The organism is Streptomyces sp. NPDC060194, assembly GCF_042728285.1.
GTDB lineage: Bacteria > Actinomycetota > Actinomycetes > Streptomycetales > Streptomycetaceae > Streptomyces.
Window position 1 is genome coordinate 39659 of record NZ_JBHWZH010000003.1, and the last position, 18781, is coordinate 58439.

General features: G+C 73.9%; 21 protein-coding genes and 1 tRNA gene. 11 read left to right on the plus strand and 11 right to left on the minus strand.

Going from position 1 to position 18781, the window contains the following annotated elements; all coding sequences use genetic code 11:
• Window positions 1–5: 5 nt before the first annotated feature.
• On the minus strand, window positions 6–515 hold the full coding sequence (locus ACFWEG_RS01140) for an FHA domain-containing protein (RefSeq protein ID WP_387207765.1): 510 nt from the start codon (window positions 513–515) through the stop codon (window positions 6–8).
• A gap of 10 nt (window positions 516–525) precedes the next feature.
• Window positions 526–1350: an FhaA domain-containing protein gene (locus ACFWEG_RS01145; RefSeq protein WP_387207767.1), complete on the minus strand. Its 825-nt coding sequence runs from the start codon at window positions 1348–1350 to the stop codon at window positions 526–528.
• A gap of 297 nt (window positions 1351–1647) precedes the next feature.
• Here ACFWEG_RS01145 and ACFWEG_RS01150 point away from each other — a divergent pair.
• A tRNA-Leu gene (locus tag ACFWEG_RS01150) sits at window positions 1648–1730 on the plus strand.
• 98 nt (window positions 1731–1828) lie between these two features.
• Here ACFWEG_RS01150 and ACFWEG_RS01155 read toward each other — a convergent pair.
• The gene (locus ACFWEG_RS01155; RefSeq protein WP_387207769.1) at window positions 1829–2443 is read right to left on the minus strand and encodes an FMN-dependent NADH-azoreductase; all 615 of its coding nucleotides are present in this window, start codon (window positions 2441–2443) and stop codon (window positions 1829–1831) included.
• Window positions 2444–2567: 124 nt separating this feature from the next.
• On the opposite strand from ACFWEG_RS01155, the gene ACFWEG_RS01160 reads away from it, so the two are divergent.
• The gene (locus ACFWEG_RS01160) at window positions 2568–2939 is read left to right on the plus strand and encodes a winged helix-turn-helix transcriptional regulator (RefSeq protein WP_387207771.1); all 372 of its coding nucleotides are present in this window, start codon (window positions 2568–2570) and stop codon (window positions 2937–2939) included.
• 36 nt (window positions 2940–2975) lie between these two features.
• Here ACFWEG_RS01160 and ACFWEG_RS01165 read toward each other — a convergent pair whose 3' ends face one another.
• Window positions 2976–3398, minus strand: a complete 423-nt coding sequence (locus tag ACFWEG_RS01165) for a MarR family winged helix-turn-helix transcriptional regulator (protein ID WP_387207773.1) — start codon at window positions 3396–3398, stop codon at window positions 2976–2978.
• A gap of 81 nt (window positions 3399–3479) precedes the next feature.
• Here ACFWEG_RS01165 and ACFWEG_RS01170 point away from each other — a divergent pair, with 81 nt between their 5' ends.
• From ACFWEG_RS01170 to ACFWEG_RS01185, 4 genes are all read left to right on the plus strand, one after another.
• The gene (locus ACFWEG_RS01170; RefSeq protein ID WP_387207775.1) at window positions 3480–4616 is read left to right on the plus strand and encodes a hypothetical protein; all 1137 of its coding nucleotides are present in this window, start codon (window positions 3480–3482) and stop codon (window positions 4614–4616) included.
• Window positions 4617–4829: 213 nt separating this feature from the next.
• Entirely contained in the window at window positions 4830–6320 is a 1491-nt protein-coding gene (locus ACFWEG_RS01175; protein ID WP_387207777.1) for a DUF2252 domain-containing protein, read from the plus strand.
• Window positions 6321–6426: 106 nt separating this feature from the next.
• The gene (locus ACFWEG_RS01180; RefSeq protein WP_387207779.1) at window positions 6427–7275 is read left to right on the plus strand and encodes a hypothetical protein; all 849 of its coding nucleotides are present in this window, start codon (window positions 6427–6429) and stop codon (window positions 7273–7275) included.
• A 25-nt stretch (window positions 7276–7300) separates the two neighbouring features.
• Window positions 7301–7648, plus strand: a complete 348-nt coding sequence (locus ACFWEG_RS01185) for a rhodanese-like domain-containing protein (RefSeq protein ID WP_387207781.1) — start codon at window positions 7301–7303, stop codon at window positions 7646–7648.
• Window positions 7649–7772: 124 nt separating this feature from the next.
• Here ACFWEG_RS01185 and ACFWEG_RS01190 read toward each other — a convergent pair whose 3' ends face one another.
• The 5 genes from ACFWEG_RS01190 to paaA are packed head-to-tail and all read right to left on the minus strand — an operon-like array spanning window position 7773 to window position 11569.
• Complete coding sequence (locus tag ACFWEG_RS01190; RefSeq protein ID WP_387207783.1) at window positions 7773–8888, minus strand: 2Fe-2S iron-sulfur cluster-binding protein; 1116 nt, start codon at window positions 8886–8888, stop codon at window positions 7773–7775.
• Complete coding sequence (paaD, locus tag ACFWEG_RS01195; RefSeq protein ID WP_387207785.1) at window positions 8885–9415, minus strand: 1,2-phenylacetyl-CoA epoxidase subunit PaaD; 531 nt, start codon at window positions 9413–9415, stop codon at window positions 8885–8887. Before paaD ends, ACFWEG_RS01190 begins: the two co-directional genes overlap by 4 nt.
• Window positions 9409–10224, minus strand: a complete 816-nt coding sequence (gene paaC / locus ACFWEG_RS01200) for a 1,2-phenylacetyl-CoA epoxidase subunit PaaC (RefSeq protein ID WP_387207787.1) — start codon at window positions 10222–10224, stop codon at window positions 9409–9411. The genes paaD and paaC overlap by 7 nt, the downstream gene beginning before the upstream one ends.
• Window positions 10221–10523, minus strand: a complete 303-nt coding sequence (gene paaB / locus ACFWEG_RS01205) for a 1,2-phenylacetyl-CoA epoxidase subunit PaaB (RefSeq protein WP_387207789.1) — start codon at window positions 10521–10523, stop codon at window positions 10221–10223. Before paaB ends, paaC begins: the two co-directional genes overlap by 4 nt.
• Window positions 10520–11569, minus strand: coding sequence for a 1,2-phenylacetyl-CoA epoxidase subunit PaaA (gene paaA, locus ACFWEG_RS01210; protein WP_387207791.1), 1050 nt, complete (start codon window positions 11567–11569; stop codon window positions 10520–10522). The genes paaB and paaA overlap by 4 nt, the downstream gene beginning before the upstream one ends.
• Before the next feature lie 143 nt (window positions 11570–11712).
• On the opposite strand from paaA, the gene ACFWEG_RS01215 reads away from it, so the two are divergent.
• The 3 genes from ACFWEG_RS01215 to ACFWEG_RS01225 are packed head-to-tail and all read left to right on the plus strand — an operon-like array spanning window position 11713 to window position 14800.
• Window positions 11713–12471, plus strand: a complete 759-nt coding sequence (locus tag ACFWEG_RS01215) for a DUF5819 family protein (RefSeq protein WP_387207793.1) — start codon at window positions 11713–11715, stop codon at window positions 12469–12471.
• Window positions 12468–13934 (plus strand): HTTM domain-containing protein, encoded by a 1467-nt coding sequence (locus ACFWEG_RS01220; RefSeq protein WP_387207795.1) that lies wholly within the window; start codon window positions 12468–12470, stop codon window positions 13932–13934. Before ACFWEG_RS01215 ends, ACFWEG_RS01220 begins: the two co-directional genes overlap by 4 nt.
• A gap of 5 nt (window positions 13935–13939) precedes the next feature.
• Window positions 13940–14800 carry a TrmH family RNA methyltransferase gene (locus ACFWEG_RS01225; RefSeq protein WP_387207797.1) on the plus strand — a complete coding sequence of 287 codons (861 nt, stop codon included), beginning with the start codon at window positions 13940–13942 and terminating at the stop codon, window positions 14798–14800.
• Window positions 14801–14803: 3 nt separating this feature from the next.
• Here the strand turns inward: ACFWEG_RS01225 and paaN are convergent, their stop codons facing one another.
• Complete coding sequence (gene paaN, locus ACFWEG_RS01230; protein ID WP_387207799.1) at window positions 14804–16495, minus strand: phenylacetic acid degradation protein PaaN; 1692 nt, start codon at window positions 16493–16495, stop codon at window positions 14804–14806.
• 225 nt (window positions 16496–16720) lie between these two features.
• Here paaN and ACFWEG_RS01235 point away from each other — a divergent pair, with 225 nt between their 5' ends.
• Both ACFWEG_RS01235 and ACFWEG_RS01240 read left to right on the plus strand, forming a co-directional pair.
• Window positions 16721–17308: a TetR/AcrR family transcriptional regulator gene (locus ACFWEG_RS01235; protein WP_387207801.1), complete on the plus strand. Its 588-nt coding sequence runs from the start codon at window positions 16721–16723 to the stop codon at window positions 17306–17308.
• Window positions 17309–17367: 59 nt separating this feature from the next.
• The gene (locus tag ACFWEG_RS01240; protein WP_387207803.1) at window positions 17368–17895 is read left to right on the plus strand and encodes an alpha/beta hydrolase family protein; all 528 of its coding nucleotides are present in this window, start codon (window positions 17368–17370) and stop codon (window positions 17893–17895) included.
• Between the two features lie 127 nt (window positions 17896–18022).
• Here the strand turns inward: ACFWEG_RS01240 and ACFWEG_RS01245 are convergent, their stop codons facing one another.
• Window positions 18023–18703: an Lrp/AsnC family transcriptional regulator gene (locus ACFWEG_RS01245; RefSeq protein ID WP_387207805.1), complete on the minus strand. Its 681-nt coding sequence runs from the start codon at window positions 18701–18703 to the stop codon at window positions 18023–18025.
• Between the last annotated feature and the right edge of the window lie 78 nt (window positions 18704–18781).

Below are 18781 nucleotides of genomic sequence, written 5' to 3' on the forward strand. Positions count from 1 at the left end.
TAGCACTACTTCCGCAGTTCGATGACGGTCTTGCCGATGCGGATCGGTGCACCCGGCGCGATGGGTGTGGCGGTGGAGAGCCGGTTGCGGTCGAGATACGTGCCGTTCGTGGACCCGAGGTCCTCGACGATCCACTGGCCGTCGCGGTCGGGGTAGATCCTCGCGTGGCGGCTGGAGGCGTAGTCGTCGTCCAGGACGATCGTGGAGTCGTGCGCCCGGCCCAGGGTGATGGTCTGGCCCTGGAGGGCCACGGTGGTGCCGGTCAGGGTGCCCTCGGTGACGACGAGCTTGGTGGGCGCCCCCCGGCGCTGGCGGCCGCCGCCCGACTGCTGGCGCTGCTGCGGGGGCGCGGTGCGGCCCGCCTGCTGCCTGGTGTTGCTCTCCCGGCGGGAACCCCGCGCGGTCACGCGGGTGCCGAACAGGTCACTGCGGATGACCTGCACGGCGACGATCACGAACAGCCACAGGACGGCCAGGAATCCTAGCCGCATGACCGTCAGGGTCAGCTCTGACATTGCCCCCGCTTCACCCTTCGGCTTGCCGGTAAATGATGGTCGTACTGCCCACGACGATCCGCGAGCCGTCGCGGAGCGTAGCGCGGGTGGTGTGCTGTCCGTCCACCACGATGCCGTTGGTCGATCCGAGATCGGCGACCGTGGGGGGCGTACCGACCCGGATCTCGCAGTGCCGGCGGGAGACGCCGGGGTCGTCGATCCGGACGTCGGCCTCGGTGGACCGGCCGAGCACGAGGGTGGGGCGGGTGATCTGGTGGCGGTTGCCGTTGATCTCGATCCAGCGGCGGGCGGAGCCGCCGGCGTGCGGCGCGGGGCCGCGGCCGGCTCCGGAGGGTACCGGCTGCGGGCGGTTGCCGCCGGGCGGGCCCGGGGGCATCGGGGGCGCGCCCGCGGGCTGGGGGTAGCCGTATCCGCCGCGTCCTTCGGGCCGTCCGGGGCCCTGCGGGCCGTCCTGGGACGTGCTGGAGGCCAGTGTGCGGCTGCGGACGCGGTAGAGGCCGGTGTCGAGGTCCTCGGCCTTCTCCAGGTGGACCTTGATCGGGCCCATGAAGGTGTACCGCTGCTGCTTGGCGTAGTCGCGCACCATCCCGGAGAGCTCGTCGCCGAGCTGGCCGGAGTACGGGCTCAGGCGCTCGAAGTCGGGGGCGCTGAGTTCGACGATGAAGTCGTTGGGGACGACGGTGCGGTCGCGGTTCCAGATGGTGGCGTTGTTGTCGCACTCCCGCTGGAGCGCGCCCGCGATCTCGACCGGCTGCACCTCGGACTTGAACACCTTCGCGAAGGTGCCGTTCACCAGGCCTTCGAGCCGCTGCTCGAAACGTTTCAGGACTCCCATGGGGCACCTCCTCCGTACGTGTCGTCCTGGTACTGCTTACTGATCGTATCCACGCGCCGGGAAATCGGCTGGTTCCCCTTGTGCCGCACGGAGCCGGGTGTCGGCTCTCACACGGGATCGTAGAGGGGACACCTGACCGCTGTCCCTGCCCCAGTGTCGCGCACCCGGCTGTGGATCCTCCCGGGCAGGTGCCCGGGGATACGGATGTGAATCCACCCCTGACCGCGTGCTACGGTTCTGCATGTCGAGAGGCGCTCGGCCCGAACGGGTGAGAGAGCTTCGGAACACACTCGAAATGCGCGAGTGGCGGAACGGCAGACGCGCTGGCTTCAGGTGCCAGTGTCCTTCGGGACGTGGGGGTTCAAATCCCCCCTCGCGCACAAACGGAAGCCCCGCAGATCCTCGGATCTGCGGGGCTTTCGCGTTGCCCGGGGCCGCGCGGGGGCCGTCGGGCGGGGCCCCTCCGCGCGGGCGGGGGTCAGGCCGCGGCGTGGGTGACGGCCAGGGCCTTGGCCTTGGCGGCGGCGTCGGCGAGCGCCTGGGCGCGCGAGGCCTCGGAGAGCGGGACCAGCTCGGCCATGGCGGGGACCACGGGGGCCAGCGTCAGCTCGGGGACGACGAAGTCGACCGGCGAGGCGAACATCGACGTGATGAGGGTCTCCAGATAGTTCTGCACGAACTCGGCCCCCGCGCGGGGCGTGCCGGGCGCGTAGGAGCCGCCGCGGCTGGCGACGAACGTGAACGGGGTGCCGGCGACGCTGCTGGTCTCGCCCGCCGTGCGCCCGATGACGATGACGTGGTCGAGCCACGCCTTGAGCGTCGAGGGGATCGTGAAGTTGTACATCGGGGCGCCGATGACGACGGCGTCGGCCTGCTCGAGCTCGCTGATGAGTTCCTTGCGCAGCGGGTCGTCGGCGCCGGCGACCGCGGCCTCCGGCGTCAGGTGCGGGAGCGGGTCCGCGGCGAGGTCGCGGCGGACGACGACGCCCTCGGGGTGTTCGGCCCGCCAGGTCTCGACGAAGAGCGCGGTCAGTTCGCGGGAGGCGGAGTCCTGCCGCTGGAGGGCGGAGTCGAGGTGCAGGAGGACGGCCATGGTGGTCTCCAGGGACGAGGTGCGGCGCCGCGGGGGGCATGCCGCAGGGGATGAGTGCGTAACTATTCTTATCACGGCTCCTTACTTTTTCTCACCCGCTTAAGGGTGCCGGTACCCTGGGCGCATGGCGGCGGAGGCGGACGAGCAGGTGTGCAAGCAGGTCGACCACGGCATCAAGCTCGTCTTCGAGCTGCTCGGGAAGCGCTGGACCGGCCCGATCGTGGCCGTCCTCATGGAGCGCCCGGTCCACTTCGCCGCTTTGCGGCGGGCGATCCCCGGCATCAGCGAGCGGATGCTCTCCGACCGGCTGACCGAGCTCGCGGCCTCCGGACTGGTCGTCCGCAGGGTGCACGAGGGGCCGCCGCTGCGGGTCAGCTACGGGCTGACGGACGCCGGGCGGGCGCTGGAGCCGGCCCTCGTGGAGCTGCGGAAGTGGGCGGAGGCGCACCTGCCGCCCGAGGAGGCCGTGCGCTGCAGTGAGTTCGGCGGCGCGTAGAGGCGGGCCGGGGCGGCGTGCCGGGAGACCGGGGCGTCAGGCCGTCTCGTTGTAGCGCAGCAGGTACGCGGCGAACCGGGCGAGGTCCGCCGGCTCCCACTCCGCGAGGCGCTCGTGGAAGGCCTGCCGGCGCAGCTGGGTGGCGCGGGCGAGCACGGCCGTCCCGGCCTCGGTCGGGTGCAGCACCTGGACGCGGTGGTCGCCGGGGTCCACCCGCCGCTCGACGAGCCCGAGCTTCTCCAGGGCGCCGATCTGCCGGCTGACCGTGGACTTGTCGAGCGTGTAGTGCGCTGCGAGGTCGGTCGCGCGGCAGCCCTGCCGGTCCTCCAGGTGCGCGAGCAGCGTGAAGGAGACCAGGGACAGCTCCGGATGCATCCGGGCGGCGGTGGCCCGGGCGCGCCGGGCGAACGCGGTCATCTCGCGCTGGATGGTCTCGATCGAGGCGTCGCGGTCTGGCATGAGGGCTCTTTCTCGCTGGTGTAGTTGTATAGTACAACGTAAGTGAGAGTTGTACAAGCCAACCATGGAAGGGTCCCGCCCATGTCCTCCCACGCCGCAGACGCCGCCCATGGCGCCGGGACGGGTGACGCAGCCGCGCTCCGGCACGTGCTCGGCCACCTCGTCACCCCCTTGCTGATGTGCATCGGCATGGGCCTCGCCTACCTGGGGGCGTTCGGGAGCCCGCAGCCGCACGACATGCGCGTCGACGTCGTCGGCAGCGGGCCCGGCGCCCAGGTGCTCGCCCAGCACCTGAACGACACGGGTGACGGCGCGCTCGACGTCCGGACCGTCCCCTCCGAGGCCGCCGCCCGGCAGCAGCTGACGGACCGGGAGATCGTCGCCGCCTTCCTGCCGGGCGACCGGCCCGAACTGCTCGTCGCCTCCGCGTCCTCGGACACCGACGCGACGGTGGCCGAGGGCGTCTTCACCAAGGTCGCCGCCGCCCAGGACGCCCCGCTGACCGTCACCGACATCGTGCGGACGGCCTCCGGCGACCCGACGGGTCAGGGTGTCTTCTTCCTGCTCGTGGCGATCAGCATCGGCTCCTACGCCTCGGTCGCGGTGATCGGCGGGGTCGGCGGGGTGCTGCCGATGCGGCTGCGCGCGCTGCTCGGACTCGGGATGTCGCTCGTGGTGAGCCTGGTCGGGCTTGCCTTCGCCGGGCCGGTCTTCCACCTGGTCGACCACGGGCTCACCGGCGTCTGGGGGCTCGCGTGGATCTACTCCGCGGGCATCCTGCTCGTCGGCATCGGGCTGCACACGTTCCTCAAGCGGTGGACCACGCTCGGCGTGATGGCGCTGTTCGTGATGCTCAACTTCACCAGCTCCGGCGGGTTGTTCCGGCCGGACCTGCAGAACGGGTTCTTCGGTTCGCTGCACGCGTTCTGGAACGGGGCCGGGTTCGTCGAGGGCGCGCGCGGGGTCGTGTACTTCGGCGGCGACCAGGTGGGGCGGCATGTCGGCACGCTGGTCGGGTGGGCGCTGGCGGGGGCGGTGCTCGTCGCGGCGGCGGGAGTGGTCGAGGCGCGGCGGAGGGCGGTCGGAGCGGCCGTGGCCGGTGCGGGGGCCGCGGTCGGTGCGGCGGGCGCGGTGGGTGCGGCCGGTGCGGCGGGTGCGCGGTCGGAGGAGGCGCGCGCCGAGGCCGAGGAGGAGGCGGAGGAGGCCGTCGGCGTGTGAGCCGAGCGGCCGGAATGCGATCCGGAGCGGGCGGGGCGGGCCGAGGAGGTCCGCCCTGCCCGCGTTTCGCGTGTCCGACCTGGCATTTCGCGCGGTCGGGTGGCGGGGTTGTCCACCGCGCGTGGGTTGTCCACAGGACCTGACGGGAGCGTACGGCCGGGCGGTACGGTCGTGGCCGGTTCGGAACGGTGTGCGGTACGGAGAGGGGGGCCCATGAGCGGGACCGGTGCGGTGGGGGGCGTCGTCGAGGACTCCGGGGTGCGGATCCCCGAGGTGGCCGGCTTCGCGCGCTGGCGGGACGGGCACAGCGAGGCGGCCGCCGGCCGCGGTTCCGCCAAGCAGGAGGGCAAGGCGCTGCGCGAGCGGCTGCCCCGCGCGGCGCAGGCCGAGCTGCGGATCGACCCGCGGCGGCCCGACGCCCTGCGGGCGGTGGAGGAGTCCAACGTGGGCCGGCTGGAGGCGCTCACCCCGATCCGGGTCGGCCGGATGGCCGCGAGCCCGTTCGCCTTCCTGCGCGGTTCGGCCGGGCTCATGGCCTACGACCTGGCCCGCACCCCGGTGACCGGCATCGCCGCACAGATCTGCGGCGACGCCCACGCGGGCAACTTCGGCCTGTACGGGGACGCCCGCGGCGAACTCGTCATCGACCTGAACGACTTCGACGAGACGGTCGCCGGCCCGTGGGAGTGGGACGTGAAGCGGCTGGCCGCCTCGCTGGTCCTCGCCGGGCGTGAGGTGGGGGCGGACGAGGACACCTGCCGGGAAGCGGCGCTGCTCACCGTGGGCTCCTACCGGCGGACCATGCGCTTCCTCGCCAAACTGCCCGCGCTCGACGCGTGGAACGCGATAGCGGACGAGGAGCTGGTCTCCCACTCCGACGCCCGCGACCTCCTGGGCACCCTGCGGAGGGTCTCGGAGAAGGCCCGGAGGAACACCAGCGGCCGCTTCGCCGCCCGGTCCACCGAGGAGTCCGAGAGCGGCGGCCGCTGCTTCGTCGACGCGCTGCCGGTGCTGCGCCGGGTCCAGGACGCGGAGGCGGCCGCCGTCGCCGGCTCGCTCGCCTCCTACCTGGAAACCCTGTCGGAGGACCGGCTCCCGCTGCTCGCCCGGTACTCCATCCAGGACGTGGCCTTCCGGGTGGTGGGCACCGGCAGCGTCGGCACCCGGTCCTACGTGGTCCTGCTCCTGGACCACCGGGGCGAGGCGCTGGTGCTCCAGGTGAAGGAGGCCCGGCGCTCCTCGCTGGTGCCCTACCTGGCGGAGGTCGAGGGCTTCGGGGCGGGCCGGGCCGGCGCCGACCTGTTCGGGGAGAGCGGGGAGCACGCCGGGCACGAGGGACGGCGGGTCGTCCTCGGTCAGAAGCGCATGCAGGTGGTGACCGACAACCTCCTGGGCTGGACGACCGTCGAGGGACTGCCGTACCAGGTTCGGCAGTTCAGGAACCGCAAGGGCAGCGTCGACCCGGTGGCGCTCGCCGCCGACCAGGTCGACGACTACGGCCGGATGACCGGCGCGCTCCTGGCCCGGGCCCACGCCCACACGGCCGACCCGCGGACGATCGCCGGCTACTGCGGCAAGAGCGAGGAGCTGGACGAGGCGGTGGCCGACTTCGCGGTGGCCTACGCGGACCGCACGGAGGCGGACCACGAGGTGCTGCTGCGGGCCGTCCGCGAGGGCCGGATCGCCGCCGAGGAGGGGGTGTGAGCCGCGGGCGGGCCCTCGGGGCGGCGAGGGCCCGGGCGGCCGGGGACGGGGCGGGGGACGGGGCCGGGCGGGCCGCCGGCGGCCGGGTGAGCTTTAGGCTGGCCGGGTGAGTACTCCGGAGCAGGAACAGGACGCCGCACAGGCGCGGCCCGAGGCGCGTCTCGCGGCGGCCGTGCGGGCCGCCGAGCAGGCGCTGATCGAGTTCGAGATCGCGGTGGAGACGTTCCGGATCGAGGTGGAGAACTTCTCGCGCCTGCACCACCAGAAGCTCGGTCCGATGTACGCGCGGCTCGACGAGCTGGAGGCGCGGATCGCGGAGGCGAAGGCGGCGCGGTCGGGCGACCCGGACGACGTCAGGCTCGCCGCCGAGCTGCGGGCCCAGGTGCAGCCCATGCCGGGCGTGGAGGAGCTGTTCCACGGCTGGATGGACTCCGAGGGGCTCTTCCCCGAGGCCCAGTCGATGCTCACCGGCCAGGAGGTGCGCCCCCCGCAGCGGGTGCGGCCCTCGGACGAGGTGCGCAAGCTGTACCGCGAACTGGCCCGCAAGGCCCACCCCGACCTGGCCCAGGAGGACGCCGAGCGGAGCCGCCGGGAGGAGTTCATCACCCGGGTCAACGCGGCCTACGCGCGCGGCGACGAGGAGCGGCTGCGGGAGTTCGCCGAGGAGTGGGCGGCCGGTCCGGAGCCCGCCGAACGCCGGCTCACCGAGACCGAGGAGCTGTACGCGCGGCTGGAGTGGCTCTCGCGGCGCAAGGAGATGCTCACGGTCGTCGCCCGCGACCTGGAGGAGGGCGCGATCGGGTCGATGCTCCGGATGGCGCCGGACGACCCGGACGCACTGCTCGACGAGATCGCCGAGCAGCTGCTCGCCCAGGTCTCCGCGCGGGAGGCGGAACTCGACGGGCTGCTGGCGGACGACGCCCCCCGCGGTCCTTCGGGGGGCGACGGGTCCTGAGCCGGGGTCCGGTAGTTTTCGGGGTATGAACTTCGGTGCTGTGCCCACGGTTGGTGTCGACGCGTTGCGCGACGGGGACTTCCTGCTCGACGTCCGGGAGGACGACGAGTGGAAGGCGGGCCACGCGGAGGGCGCGCTGCACATCCCGATGAGCGACTTCGTCGCCCGCTTCGGCGAGCTGACCGAGGCCGTGAGCGAGGAGAACCCGCGGGTGCACGTGGTCTGCCGGGTCGGCGGCCGGTCCGCGCAGGTCACCCAGTACCTGGTGGGGCAGGGCATCGACGCGGTGAACGTCGACGGCGGCATGCTGGCCTGGGAGAGCGCCGGCAAGCCGGTCGTCACCGACGGGGGCGGGTCCGGGATCGTCGTCTGACGGCCGGCGCGCCTCGGGGCGTTCCCTGGTCCTCGGGCGCGTCCGGGCCCCGGGCGGATTCGGGCCTCAGGCGTCCCGATGTCCCGTGGGCTCAGGTGTCCCGGGGCTCAGGCGTCCCGCGGGCTCAGGCGTCGAAGTCCAGCTCGACCCGGGGTGTCGTCGGGTGGGACTGGCAGGCGAGGACGTAGCCCGCGTCCGTCTCCTCCGGTTCGAGGGCGAAGTTGCGGTCCATCGTGACCTCGCCGGTCAGTAGCCGGGAGCGGCAGGTGCCGCAGACGCCGCCCTTGCAGGCGTAGGGGGCGTCCGGCCGGTTGCGGAGCACCGTGTCCAGGAGGGACTCGCCGGGCAGCGCGGAGTACGTGCCCGCGCGTCCGCCGAGGGTCGCCGTCACCGTCGCCGTGAGGGCCGGTGCGGCCGCCGCCGGGTCGGGGACCGCCGAGGCGGGCACCGCCGCGGCGTGGAAGATCTCGCGGTGCACCCGGTCGCGCGGGACACCGAGCGTCCGCAGCGCGCGCTCGGCCTCCTGCACCAGGCCGTAGGGGCCGCACAGGAACCAGCCGTCGACCGAGTCCACCGGGAGCAGGGCGGGCAGCAGCGCGGTCAGCCGCGGTTCGTCCAGCCGGCCCGGGGGCAGTCCTGCCTGCTGGTCCTCGCGGGAGAGCGCGTTGAGCAGGTGGAAGCGGTCGGGATGGCGGTCCTTCAGGTCCGCGGTCTCCTCGAGGAACATCGTGGACGCCGTGGTCCGGTCGCTGCGGACGAGGTGGAAGCGGGCCTCAGGCTCACGGGACAGCAGCGTCGCCGCGATGGAGAGCACCGGGGTGATCCCGCTGCCGCCGACGATCGCGGCGTACCGCCCGGGACGCGGCGCCAGCGTGAACCGGCCGGCGGGCGGCAGTGCGTGGACGGTGTCCCCGGGCGCCAGCTCCTTGCAGGCGTACGGGGAGAACGCGCCGCCCTCGACGAGCCGGATGCCGATCCGCAGGGTGGCGGGATCGTCGTCGGCGGGGCTGCAGATCGAGTAGGTGCGGCGCATTTCGGCTCCCTCTGCGCCCGCTCCCGCGGCGGCAAGGCGGCGCAGGGTCAGGTGCTGGCCGGGAGTGTGCCGGAAGGTCGCGCGGAGCTCCGGCGGAACGGCCAGCGTCACCGCCACCGCGTCCTCGCCGAGCGGGTCGACGGCGGTCACCAGGAGCGGGTGGAACGCGGGAGGGGCGACGGCGGGCGCGGACGGGGGAGTGCTCACGGGGCCACCTCCTTGAAGTGGTCGAACGGCTCCCGGCAGGACGCGCAGCGGCGCAGCGCCTTGCAGGCCGTGGAGGAGAAGCGGCTGAGGAGTTCGGTGTCCGTCGAACCGCAGTGGGGGCAGCGGATGGCGAGCGACAGCGGCACGGGCCCGCGGCCCCCGGCGGCGGATCCCGCCGGGCCGCCCGGGCGCGGGGGGGCGATGCCGGCCTCGGTGAGCTTGCGGCGGCCCTCGGTGGTGATGTCCGCGGTGGACCAGGGCGGCGCGAGCACCGTTCGGACCGTCACCTCGGGGATGCCGCGGGCGTGCAGTGCGTGCTCGATGTCGGTGCTCATCGCGTCGACGGCCGGGCAGCCGGTGTAGGTGGGGGTGAGGAGGACCTCGACGTGGCGCGGGGTGGTCAGGTGCACCCCGCGCAGCACGCCGAGGTCGGCCAGGGTGACCATCGGGAGTTCCGGGTCGGGGACCTCGCCGGCGAGGGCGAGGAGCTCGGCCTCCAGCGGGGAGAGGTCCGGCGACGTCACCATGACGCCCCCGGGTGGCTCCGGTGGAGGTGCTGCATCTCGGCGAGCAGCCGGCCGAAGGACTCGGTGTGCACGCCCTGCCGACCGGCTCCGGCGGACCAGGCGCCGGTGCGGGGGGTGGCGGGGACGGTCAGGGTGGCCTGCTCCAGGACGGCGGTGACGGAGGCGAGCCAGTCGGCCTCCAGCGCACGGGGCAGCAGCCCGGCGTCGTCGGGTCCCTCGTCGACCTCGCGGTCGCTCTCGTCGCCGGTTCTGTCGCCGGTTCCGTCGAGGCCAGGGAGCGGCTCGAAGAGCTCGCCGGTGTGGCGCCACAGGGCGTCGACGGCCCGCTGCATGCGGTCGTGGCTCTCCGGGGTGCCGTCGCCGAGGCGCAGCGTCCACTGCTCGGCGTGGTCGCGGTGGTACGCCACCTCGTGGACCGCCTTCGCGGCGAGCGGCGCGAAGGGCCCCCCGGAGGCGGCGAGACGCACGTACAGCGGGTGCTGGTAGGTGGAGAAGAGCAGTTGGCGGGCGATGGTGTCGGCGAAGTCGCCGTTCGGCTGCTCGACGAGCTGGACGTTACGGAAGGCCCGCTCCTCGCGCAGGTAGGCGAGCTCGTCCTCGTCGCCGACGAGGGTGTAGAGAACGCGCGCCTGGCCGAGGAGGTCCAGGGCGATGTTGGCGAGGGCGACCTCCTCCTCCAGGACGGGGGCGTGGCCGGCCCACTCGCCCAGGCGGTGGGAGAGGATCAGCGCGTCGTCGGCGAGGGCCAGCGCGGCCGCCGGGGGGACGGCGGAGGGGGCCTCGGTGGGGGCCGGGCGGGGGGTGGTCACAGGTGCCGCACTCCGTCCGGGATCTCGTAGAACGTGGGGTGGCGGTAGGGCTTGTCGGCCGCGGGCTCGAAGAAGGGGTCCTTCTCGTCCGGCGACGAGGCCGTGACCGCCGTGGAGGGCACGACCCAGATCGAGACGCCCTCGCTACGGCGGGTGTAGAGGTCGCGCGCGTTGCGCAGGGCGAGGTCGGCGTCGGGCGCGTGCAGCGAGCCGGCGTGGGTGTGGGAGAGACCGCGGCGGGAGCGGACGAAGACCTCCCAGAGCGGCCACTCGGCGGGGCGCGGCGCGTCGGTGCTCATCGGGCGGTCTCCGTGAGGGTTGGGGCGGGCTCGGGGGCCGGGTTCGCACGCGGGGACCGCTTCGCGGCGTAGGCCGCGGCCGCCTCGCGGACCCAGGCGCCGTTCTCGTGGGCGCGGCGGCGCTGGGTGATGCGCTGCTCGTTGCAGGGGCCCTCACCCTGGAGGACGGCCTTGAACTCCGACCAGTCGATCGCGCCGTACGACCAGTGGCCGTTCGACTCGTCCCAGGCCAGGTCGGGGTCGGGCAGTGTCAGGCCCAGGGCCTCGGCCTGGGGGACGCAGATGTCGACGAAGCGCTGGCGCAGCTCGTCGTTGGAGTGCCGCTTGATCTTCCAGGCCATGGACTGCGCGGAGTGCCCGGAGTCGGCATCGGGCGGGCCGAACATCATCAGGGACGGCCACCACCAGCGGTCCACCGCGTCCTGTGCCATCGCGTGCTGCGCCTCGGTACCGCGGGAGAGGGCGAGCAGCAGCTCGTACCCCTGGCGCTGGTGGAAGGACTCCTCCTTGCAGATGCGGACCATGGCGCGGGCGTACGGGCCGTAGGAGCAGCGGCAGAGGGGGACCTGGTTGGTGATCGCCGCGCCGTCGACGAGCCAGCCGATGGCGCCGACGTCGGCCCAGGACAGGGTGGGGTAGTTGAAGATCGACGAATAGCGCTGGCGGCCCGCGTGCAGCTTGTCGAGCAGCTCGTCGCGGCTGACGCCGAGGGTCTCGGTGGCGGAGTAGAGGTAGAGGCCGTGGCCCGCCTCGTCCTGGACCTTGGCCAGGAGGATCGCCTTGCGGCGCAGGCTGGGTGCGCGCGTGATCCAGTTCGCCTCGGGCTGCATGCCGATGATCTCGGAGTGCGCGTGCTGGGCCATCTGGCGGACGAGGGTCGCGCGGTAGGCGTCCGGCATCCAGTCGCGGGGCTCGACGCGCTCGTCCGCGGCGAGCGTGGCCTCGAAGCCGGCCTCGAGGGCGGTCGGGCCGGGCCCGGGTCCCGCCGCGGCCGGCGCGGGTCGCGCCGCCTCGCCCACTGCTGTGTGCGGTGCCACTGCCGTCATCGCGGCTCCCTGGGTCGCCCGTGGTCCCTCGGCCGGTGCTCCCGACCGATCGTTCGGTTCGTTGCTTTCCATGGTGCGACCCGCGCCCGTAGGGTGTCAACACCTGTGGACAACCGGCCGCTCGCTGTGCCGGGAGGGACGAGATGGACCCGTACGAGGCTGACGACGAGGGCCGGGGGCCGGAGGACGACCCCCGGTCCGGCCGCGTGCGCGCGCCCGGGATCGGGGGCCTCTCGCGGCCCTACCGGGTGGTCGCCGCGCTCGCCCTCGGGGTGGTCGCGGTCGTCGCCGGCACCCATCTGGCCATGGTCTTCCTGCACGTGGCGCCGTCCAACACCGTCACCAAGCAGCACGGCGACGTGGTCGGCGACTGGATCTACCCGGAGTTCGAGCAGAACTGGAAGCTGTTCGCCCCCAACCCGCTCCAGCAGAACATCGCCGTGGAGGCGCGCGCGGAGGTGAAGGCGCCCGACGGGGAGCGGACGCTCACCGGGTGGGAAGGGCTCTCCGCGGAGGACGGCGCCGCCATCGACGGCAACCTGCTCCCCAGCCACACCCAGCAGAACGAACTTCGCCGCGCCTGGGACTTCTACGCCTCCACCCACGACTCCGACGACAACCGGCCCTCCGGCGGCCTGCGCAGCGAGCTCTCCGACCGCTACGTGCACCGCATCGCGCTGATGCGGCTCGCCGAGCGCGCCCCCGAGGGCGCGAAGGTGACCCAGGTGCAGCTGCGGGTGCGCACGACGAACGTCCAGCCGCCCGACTGGAGCACGGAGAAGATCGAGGCGAAGCCGTCGCTACGGCAGCTGCCGTGGTGGCCTGTCACCGCGCGGGACGCCGACCTCGGGGCCGGCCGCGCTCCCGCCGGCGCCGGGGCCCGGTCGGAGGACGCGCGATGAGGCGCTTCACGACCGCGGCCGGGCGCGCCGTCCGCACGGTCACCGCGACGGCGCTCGGGCCGTACCAGAGCGCGGTCGTCCGGATCGGCTTCGCCGGCACGTGGCTGTTCTTCCTGCTGCGCGAGCTCCCCCACCGCCACGAGCTGTACGGCCCCGGCAGCCCCTGGAACTGGGACATGGCCCAGCGGCTGATCGCGGAGAACGGGGCGTTCACCGCCCTGATGTGGTCCGACGGCCGCCTCTGGTTCGAGATCGTCTACGCCGCCGCCGTGGTCTCCAGCGCGCTGCTCCTGGTCGGCTGGCGAACCAGGACCATGTCCCTGCTGTTCATGGTCGGCGTCCTGTCCCTCCAGAACCGCGCGATCTTCATGGGCGACGGCGGTGACAACGTCATCCACCTGATGGCGATGTACCTGGTGCTGACCCGCTGCGGGCAGGTCTGGTCCCTCGACGCCCGCCGGCTGCGGCGCGACCGGCGGGCCGGGGGCGCGGGCGGCGCGCCCGCCGACCGGACGGGGCCGGTGCTGTGGGCCGTGCTCGGCGCCGTCCTCGCCGCGGTCACGCTGATGGGGTCGTTCGCCGGCTGGGGCTGGCCGCTGTTCTTCTGGGCGTTCTGGGCGGGTCAGGGGCTGTGGTGGCTCACCGGCCGCTCGCCGGCCGCCGGCAGCGGCGAGCCGCGGGCGCTGCTCGACGTCCTCGCGAACGTGCTGCACAACGCGGCTCTGCTGGTGATCATGGCGGAGGCCTGCCTGATCTACGCCACGGCCGGCTGGTACAAGGTCCAGGGCGGCCGGTGGCAGGACGGGACGGCCGTCCACTACCCGCTGCACCTTGACTACTTCTCCCCCTGGCCCGCCCTCGCGGACCTGCTGTCGGCCAGCGGTGTGATGATGCTGCTCGTCACCTACGGCACCGTCGCGGCGCAGATCGCCTTCCCGTTCACGCTGTTCAACCGGCGGGTCAAGAACGTCCTGCTCGCCGTGATGATGGTCGAGCACGCGGTGATCGCCGTCGTGCTCGGGCTACCGTTCTTCTCGCTGGCGATGATCGCGGCGGACGCGGTGTTCCTGCCGACGGGGTTCCTGCGGCGGCTGGGGGCGGGCGCCTCGCGGCTGTCCGCGGCCGTCGCGGCCAGGGTTCCGGCCCGGGTCCCGGGGCGGGGCGGGACGAAGGGCGGCGGGGAGCCCGTCGAGGCACCGGCCCGCGTTCCCTGGCCCGCCGCCGTCCCCTCCTCGTCCGCGGTCCCGGCGTCCGCGGGCGCGCGGGCGGTCGTGCCGGCCCCCGCGTCCGAGGGGGCGGGCGCGCGGAGGTCCGAGGCCGACGAGGGCCGGGGCGGCAGCGACAGTGACAGCGACCGAGGTTCCGGTCCCGGGGTGGCGGGTGACGGCGGGTCCGGGGCGGCTCTGGCGCCGGGCCGGGGCGCCGGGCGGGAGGGGCCGGCGTCGGGTCCGCCCGTACGCTGAGCGGCATGGATACGGAGGCGGGAGCGGGTCCGACGGCCGGGGCGGTCGCGCGGTGGCACGAGCGCGCCGCGGGGAGCGACGTCGTGCTCCTCGACGGCTTCCACGCCGTCAAGCACGCCGTGCGCTTCGGCGCCGGGGTGCCCGTGGCGCTCGCCGCCGACAAGCCGGCCGCGCTGGCGCTCGCCGACGACCTCGCCCCGGACGTACGGGCCGCCCTGGACGCGCTGCTGCGGGAGGTGCCCGCCGAGGTGCTGCGGGGGCTCGTGCCCCGGGTGCACCCGACGGGTGTCGCCGCGCTCGCGGTGCGGCCGTCGCGGGCGGCGAACCTGGCCGCGCTGGGAGTCGCGGGCCGTGCACCGGACCTGCCCGGCGCGCCCGGGCCTGCGGGCGCGCCGACCGCCGCGACCGGCACGGCCGCCCGCGCACCGCGCACCGCGCCCGTGGTGGTCCTCGACGAGCCGCGCAACCTCGGCAACGCGGGAGCCGTGATCCGCCTCGCGGCCGGCTTCGGGGCGGCGGGAGTGGTCACCACGGGCCCGCTCGACCCCTGGCACCCCACGGTCGTCCGCGGCGCGGCCGGGCTGCACTTCGCAACGGCCGTGGAGCGGCTGGACGTCGCCGACCTCCCGCCCGGGCCGGTGTTCGCACTGGACGCCAAAGGGGAGGACATCCGAGGGCTCACGCTGCCGGACGACGCGGTGCTCGCGTTCGGCTCGGAGCGCAGCGGGCTCTCCGCCGCGCTGCGCGACCGGGCCGACGCGCTCGTCTCGCTGCCAATGCGCCCGCAGGTCTCCAGCTACAACCTGGCCACCAGCGTGGGGATGGCGCTGTTCCACTGGAGCTGCGGGGGCACCGGTCGGGTGTGAGGCTCAGGCCTGCCGGCGCACCTCCACCACGCGGAAGCGGTCCGCGACGAAGGCGCTGTCGCACAGGGCCGCGTTGGCCGCGGGGTTGCCGCCGCTGCCGTGGAAGTCGGAGAACGCGGCCGTCTGGTTGACGTACACCCCGCCGGTGAGGTTCAGGGAGAGCTGGGCGCACTCGTCGAAGCACACCTCCTCCAGGGCGCGCTCGACCTCCGGGGAGGTCGTGTACCCGCCGACGGTCATCACGCCGTGCTCGCGGATCGTGCGGCGCAGCAGGTCCAGGGCCGCGTCCGGGGAGTCGACGGCGACGGCGAAGGAGACCGGGCCGAAGTGCTCGCTGAGGTAGGCGGCCTGCGCGTCGGGCTTCGCGCCGTCCAGCTTGACGACGACCGGGGTGCGGACGACGGCCGCGGGGAAGTCCGGATGGGCGATCTCCCGGGCGGCCAGCGCGACCTCGCCGAGGCCGGGGGCCGCCTCCACGCGGGCCTTCACGTCCGGGTTGACCAGGGCGCCGAGCAGGGCGTTCGCCCGGGCGTCGTCCCCGAGGAGGCGGTCGACGGCGGCGGCGAGGTCGGCGACCACCTCGTCGTAGGACTTCGGGCCCGACTCGGTGGTGATGCCGTCGCGGGGGACGAGCAGGTTCTGCGGGGTGGTGCACATCTGGCCGCTGTAGAGGGAGAGCGAGAAAGCCAGGTTGGCGAGCATGCCCGGGTAGTCGTCGGTGGAGTCGACGACGACCGTGTTGACGCCGGCCTTCTCCGTGTAGACCTTCGCCTGGCAGGCGTTGGCCTCCAGCCAGTCGCCGAACTCCGTCGAGCCGGTGTAGTCGACGATCCGGATCTCGGGCCGGGTGGCCAGGGTCTTCGCGAGGCCCTCGCCGGGGAGTTCGGCGGCCAGGGCGACCAGGTTCGGGTCGAAGCCGGCCTCGGCCAGCGTCTCGCGGGCGACGCGGACGGTCAGGGCTAGCGGGAGGACCGCGCGGGGGTGCGGCTTGACCAGGACCGGGTTCCCGGTGGCCAGCGACGCGAACAGGCCCGGGTAGCCGTTCCAGGTGGGGAAGGTGTTGCAGCCGATCAGCAACGCGACACCGCGGCCGACCGGGGTGAACGTCTTCGCCAGGGCGAGCGGCTCGCGCTTGCCCTGCGGCTTGGACCAGTCGGCGGCCGCGACCGTCGACGTCTGCTCGCGGTAGGCGTAGGCCACGGCCTCCAGGCCGCGGTCCTGGGCGTGCGGACCGCCGGCCTGGAGCGCCATCATGAAGGCCTGGCCGCTGGTGTGCATCACCGCGTGGGCGAACTCGTGGGTGCGGGCGCTGATCCGGGCCAGGATCTCGACGCAGACCGCGGCCCGCAGCTCGGCCCCCGCCGCCCGCCACCCCGGTGCGGCGGCCCGCATCGCGGGGAGCAGCACGTCAGGGTCGGGGTGGGGGTACTCGATGCCCAGCTCGACGCCGTACGGGGAGACCTCGCCGCCGGTCCAGGCGTCCGTCCCCGGCTGGTCGAGGTCGAAGCGGGTGCCGCGCAGGGCCTCGAAGGCGGCGAGGCCCTCCGCCGCGGCGCCCTCGCCGTACGCCTTGGGGTGCTCGGGGTGCGGCGACCAGTACGCGCGGGTCCGGATGGTCTCCAGGGCCTGCAGGAGGGTGGCGCGGTGGCGCTCGACCCAGGGGTGGGCCTCTCCGGCGGGGGATTCTGCGGTCATGGCGGGCCAACTCCTCGTCGAGCCGGGCGGGTGAGCGCGGACATCGCTAGAGTAACCGAACGATCGGTCGGGACAAGGGGGTCCGCCGAACCTGTGGACAACTCACCGGTGGAGGATCGTCGGCATGTGGACGACGAGCGGAATGTGGACAACCGACGGACGCCCGACGGGCGACCGCCGACGAACGGCGCGCGTTCGGCGGGCCCGGCGCGGGGGCGGTGCGCGATGAGCACCGCACGGCGCGACACCTACACCCCCGACTCGCTGCTCGCGGTCGCGGTGACCGTGTTCAACGAGCGCGGCTATGACGGCACCTCCATGGAGCACCTCTCGCAGGCCGCGGGGATCTCCAAGTCGTCGATCTACCACCATGTGACGGGCAAGGAGGAGCTCCTGCGGCGCGCCGTGAGCCGCGCTCTGGACGGCCTGTTCGCCGTTCTCGACGAGCCGGGAGCCGTCCAGGGGCGGGCGATCGATCAGGTCGGCTACGTCACGCGGCGAACGGTCGAGGTGCTCATGGCCGAGCTGCCCTACGTCACGTTGCTGCTGCGGGTGCGGGGCAACACCCGGACCGAGCGGTGGGCGCTGGAGCGCCGGCGGGAGTTCGACCAGCGGATAGCGGACCTGATGAAGGCCGCCGCCGCGGACGGCGATCTGCGGTCCGACGTGGACATCCGCCTGGCCACCCGCCTTCTCTTCGGCATGGTGAACTCCCTGGTGGAGTGGTACCGCCCGCACCCGGAGGGCGCCCCGGTGGACTCCACCGTCGTCGAGACGGTGGTGCGTATGGCGTTCGACGGCCTGCGGACGTGACCGAACGGAAAGGTCCAGACCATTGACCCCGGTCGTGGCCTCCCGCCGCCCTCCTGGGCATGTCCACCACATCGCAGTGCATGCTCGCCCACAGCGCGGACGGCGACGTCTGCACCTGGAAGGACAAGGCGGACGCCTTCGCGGAGGCCGGGTACCGGGTCCTGGCGATCCAGTCGAACGGCGCCGACCCCGAGGAGATCACCGCGGCGACGGCCGTGCTGCGCGACAAGGGGGTCAGGAGCGTCGCGCTCATGGGGGCCTCCAAGGGCGGCACCGGGGCACTGGTCGCCGCGGCGGACATCGAGCCCGCGGTCCACGCGGTCGTCCCGCTGTCCGCCCCGCGCGCGTACTCCGGCATGAACGCCGAGAGCGCCGTCCCGCGGCTCACCGTCCCGCTGCTCTACGTGGCGGCCGAGCTCGACGGGAAGTTCCCCGCCGACGCCGAGGCCCTGCACGCGCTGACCGCCCGGGCGCCCGAGAAGAAGCTGGAGATCGTCGCCGGCAGCCAGCACGGCGAGCCCGTCCTGGACGTCGCGGCGAACTGGAAGCTCGTCCTGGACTTCCTGGACGCGCACCCGGCCTCCTAGCGAGCGGCTTCGGGACCCGCACAGCGACGCTCACCCGGTCACCTAGGAGGCGCTTCGGCCCTGCGCCGGCCGCTCACCCGGCCTCCTCAGGGGTGGTGTTTCGCGTCCGCCCCCCGGCGAGCCCGCATCAGTGCCCCTGGTGCAGCTCCGTCTCCTCGAAGACCAGCAGCGTGCGGGTGCTGAGGATCTCCGGCATCGCCTGGAGCCGGGTCAGGACCAGTTCGCGCAGGGCGCGGTTGTCCGGGGCGTGCACCAGCAGCAGCACGTCGAAGTCGCCGCTCACCAGCGCGATGTGCGCCGCCCCCGGCAGGGCGCGCAGCTGCTCGCGGACCGTGCGCCAGGAGTTCTGGACGATCTTCAGGGTGATGTACGCGGACGCCCCCTGTCCGGCCCGCTCGTGGTCCACACGGGCGCCGAAGCCGCGGATCACGCCGTCCTCGATCAGGCGGTTGATCCGGGCGTAGGCGTTGGCGCGCGAGACGTGCACCTGGTCCGCGACGGACCGGACGGACGCCCGGCCGTCGGTCTGCAGCAGGTGCAGGATGTCGCGGTCCACGGGGTCCAGCGGGCGCGGCGGCGGGGCGGGCGGCGCCTCGGCGGGGGCCGGGGCCTGCGCCCGGGACTCGCGTCCCGCGGCCTGCTCGGGCGGTGCGGAGCGCGGCGGACCGGGCGGGGGTCCCGCGGGGGCCGGCACGGCCCCGTCCGGCAGGCGGCGGCGCGCGTGGCCCGGCTCGCGGCCGGGATCGGACGACGGGGTCCGCTCGTGACCCGGGCCCCGCTCCGGACCGGCCATTTGTTCATCCGCCATCTGGTGCCGCCTCCCCGTCATGGACGTCCTGTTCCCCTGCCGGCCTGTGCAGAACCGTTTGTCCACAGGCCGAGCCCG

What these genes read in the sequence shown, in the direction of transcription:
- ACFWEG_RS01140 (WP_387207765.1), bottom strand. Translation starts at nt 515, where the DNA reads ATGTCAGAGCTGACCCTGACGGTCATGCGGCTAGGATTCCTGGCCGTC.
- ACFWEG_RS01145 (WP_387207767.1), bottom strand. Translation starts at nt 1,350, where the DNA reads ATGGGAGTCCTGAAACGTTTCGAGCAGCGGCTCGAAGGCCTGGTGAAC.
- ACFWEG_RS01155 (WP_387207769.1), bottom strand. Translation starts at nt 2,443, where the DNA reads ATGGCCGTCCTCCTGCACCTCGACTCCGCCCTCCAGCGGCAGGACTCC.
- ACFWEG_RS01160 (WP_387207771.1), top strand. Translation starts at nt 2,568, where the DNA reads ATGGCGGCGGAGGCGGACGAGCAGGTGTGCAAGCAGGTCGACCACGGC.
- ACFWEG_RS01165 (WP_387207773.1), bottom strand. Translation starts at nt 3,398, where the DNA reads ATGCCAGACCGCGACGCCTCGATCGAGACCATCCAGCGCGAGATGACC.
- ACFWEG_RS01170 (WP_387207775.1), top strand. Translation starts at nt 3,480, where the DNA reads ATGTCCTCCCACGCCGCAGACGCCGCCCATGGCGCCGGGACGGGTGAC.
- ACFWEG_RS01175 (WP_387207777.1), top strand. Translation starts at nt 4,830, where the DNA reads ATGAGCGGGACCGGTGCGGTGGGGGGCGTCGTCGAGGACTCCGGGGTG.
- ACFWEG_RS01185 (WP_387207781.1), top strand. Translation starts at nt 7,301, where the DNA reads ATGAACTTCGGTGCTGTGCCCACGGTTGGTGTCGACGCGTTGCGCGAC.
- paaD (WP_387207785.1), bottom strand. Translation starts at nt 9,415, where the DNA reads ATGGTGACGTCGCCGGACCTCTCCCCGCTGGAGGCCGAGCTCCTCGCC.
- paaB (WP_387207789.1), bottom strand. Translation starts at nt 10,523, where the DNA reads ATGAGCACCGACGCGCCGCGCCCCGCCGAGTGGCCGCTCTGGGAGGTC.
- paaA (WP_387207791.1), bottom strand. Translation starts at nt 11,569, where the DNA reads ATGACGGCAGTGGCACCGCACACAGCAGTGGGCGAGGCGGCGCGACCC.
- ACFWEG_RS01215 (WP_387207793.1), top strand. Translation starts at nt 11,713, where the DNA reads ATGGACCCGTACGAGGCTGACGACGAGGGCCGGGGGCCGGAGGACGAC.
- ACFWEG_RS01220 (WP_387207795.1), top strand. Translation starts at nt 12,468, where the DNA reads ATGAGGCGCTTCACGACCGCGGCCGGGCGCGCCGTCCGCACGGTCACC.
- ACFWEG_RS01225 (WP_387207797.1), top strand. Translation starts at nt 13,940, where the DNA reads ATGGATACGGAGGCGGGAGCGGGTCCGACGGCCGGGGCGGTCGCGCGG.
- paaN (WP_387207799.1), bottom strand. Translation starts at nt 16,495, where the DNA reads ATGACCGCAGAATCCCCCGCCGGAGAGGCCCACCCCTGGGTCGAGCGC.
- ACFWEG_RS01235 (WP_387207801.1), top strand. Translation starts at nt 16,721, where the DNA reads ATGAGCACCGCACGGCGCGACACCTACACCCCCGACTCGCTGCTCGCG.
- ACFWEG_RS01240 (WP_387207803.1), top strand. Translation starts at nt 17,368, where the DNA reads ATGTCCACCACATCGCAGTGCATGCTCGCCCACAGCGCGGACGGCGAC.
- ACFWEG_RS01245 (WP_387207805.1), bottom strand. Translation starts at nt 18,703, where the DNA reads ATGGCGGATGAACAAATGGCCGGTCCGGAGCGGGGCCCGGGTCACGAG.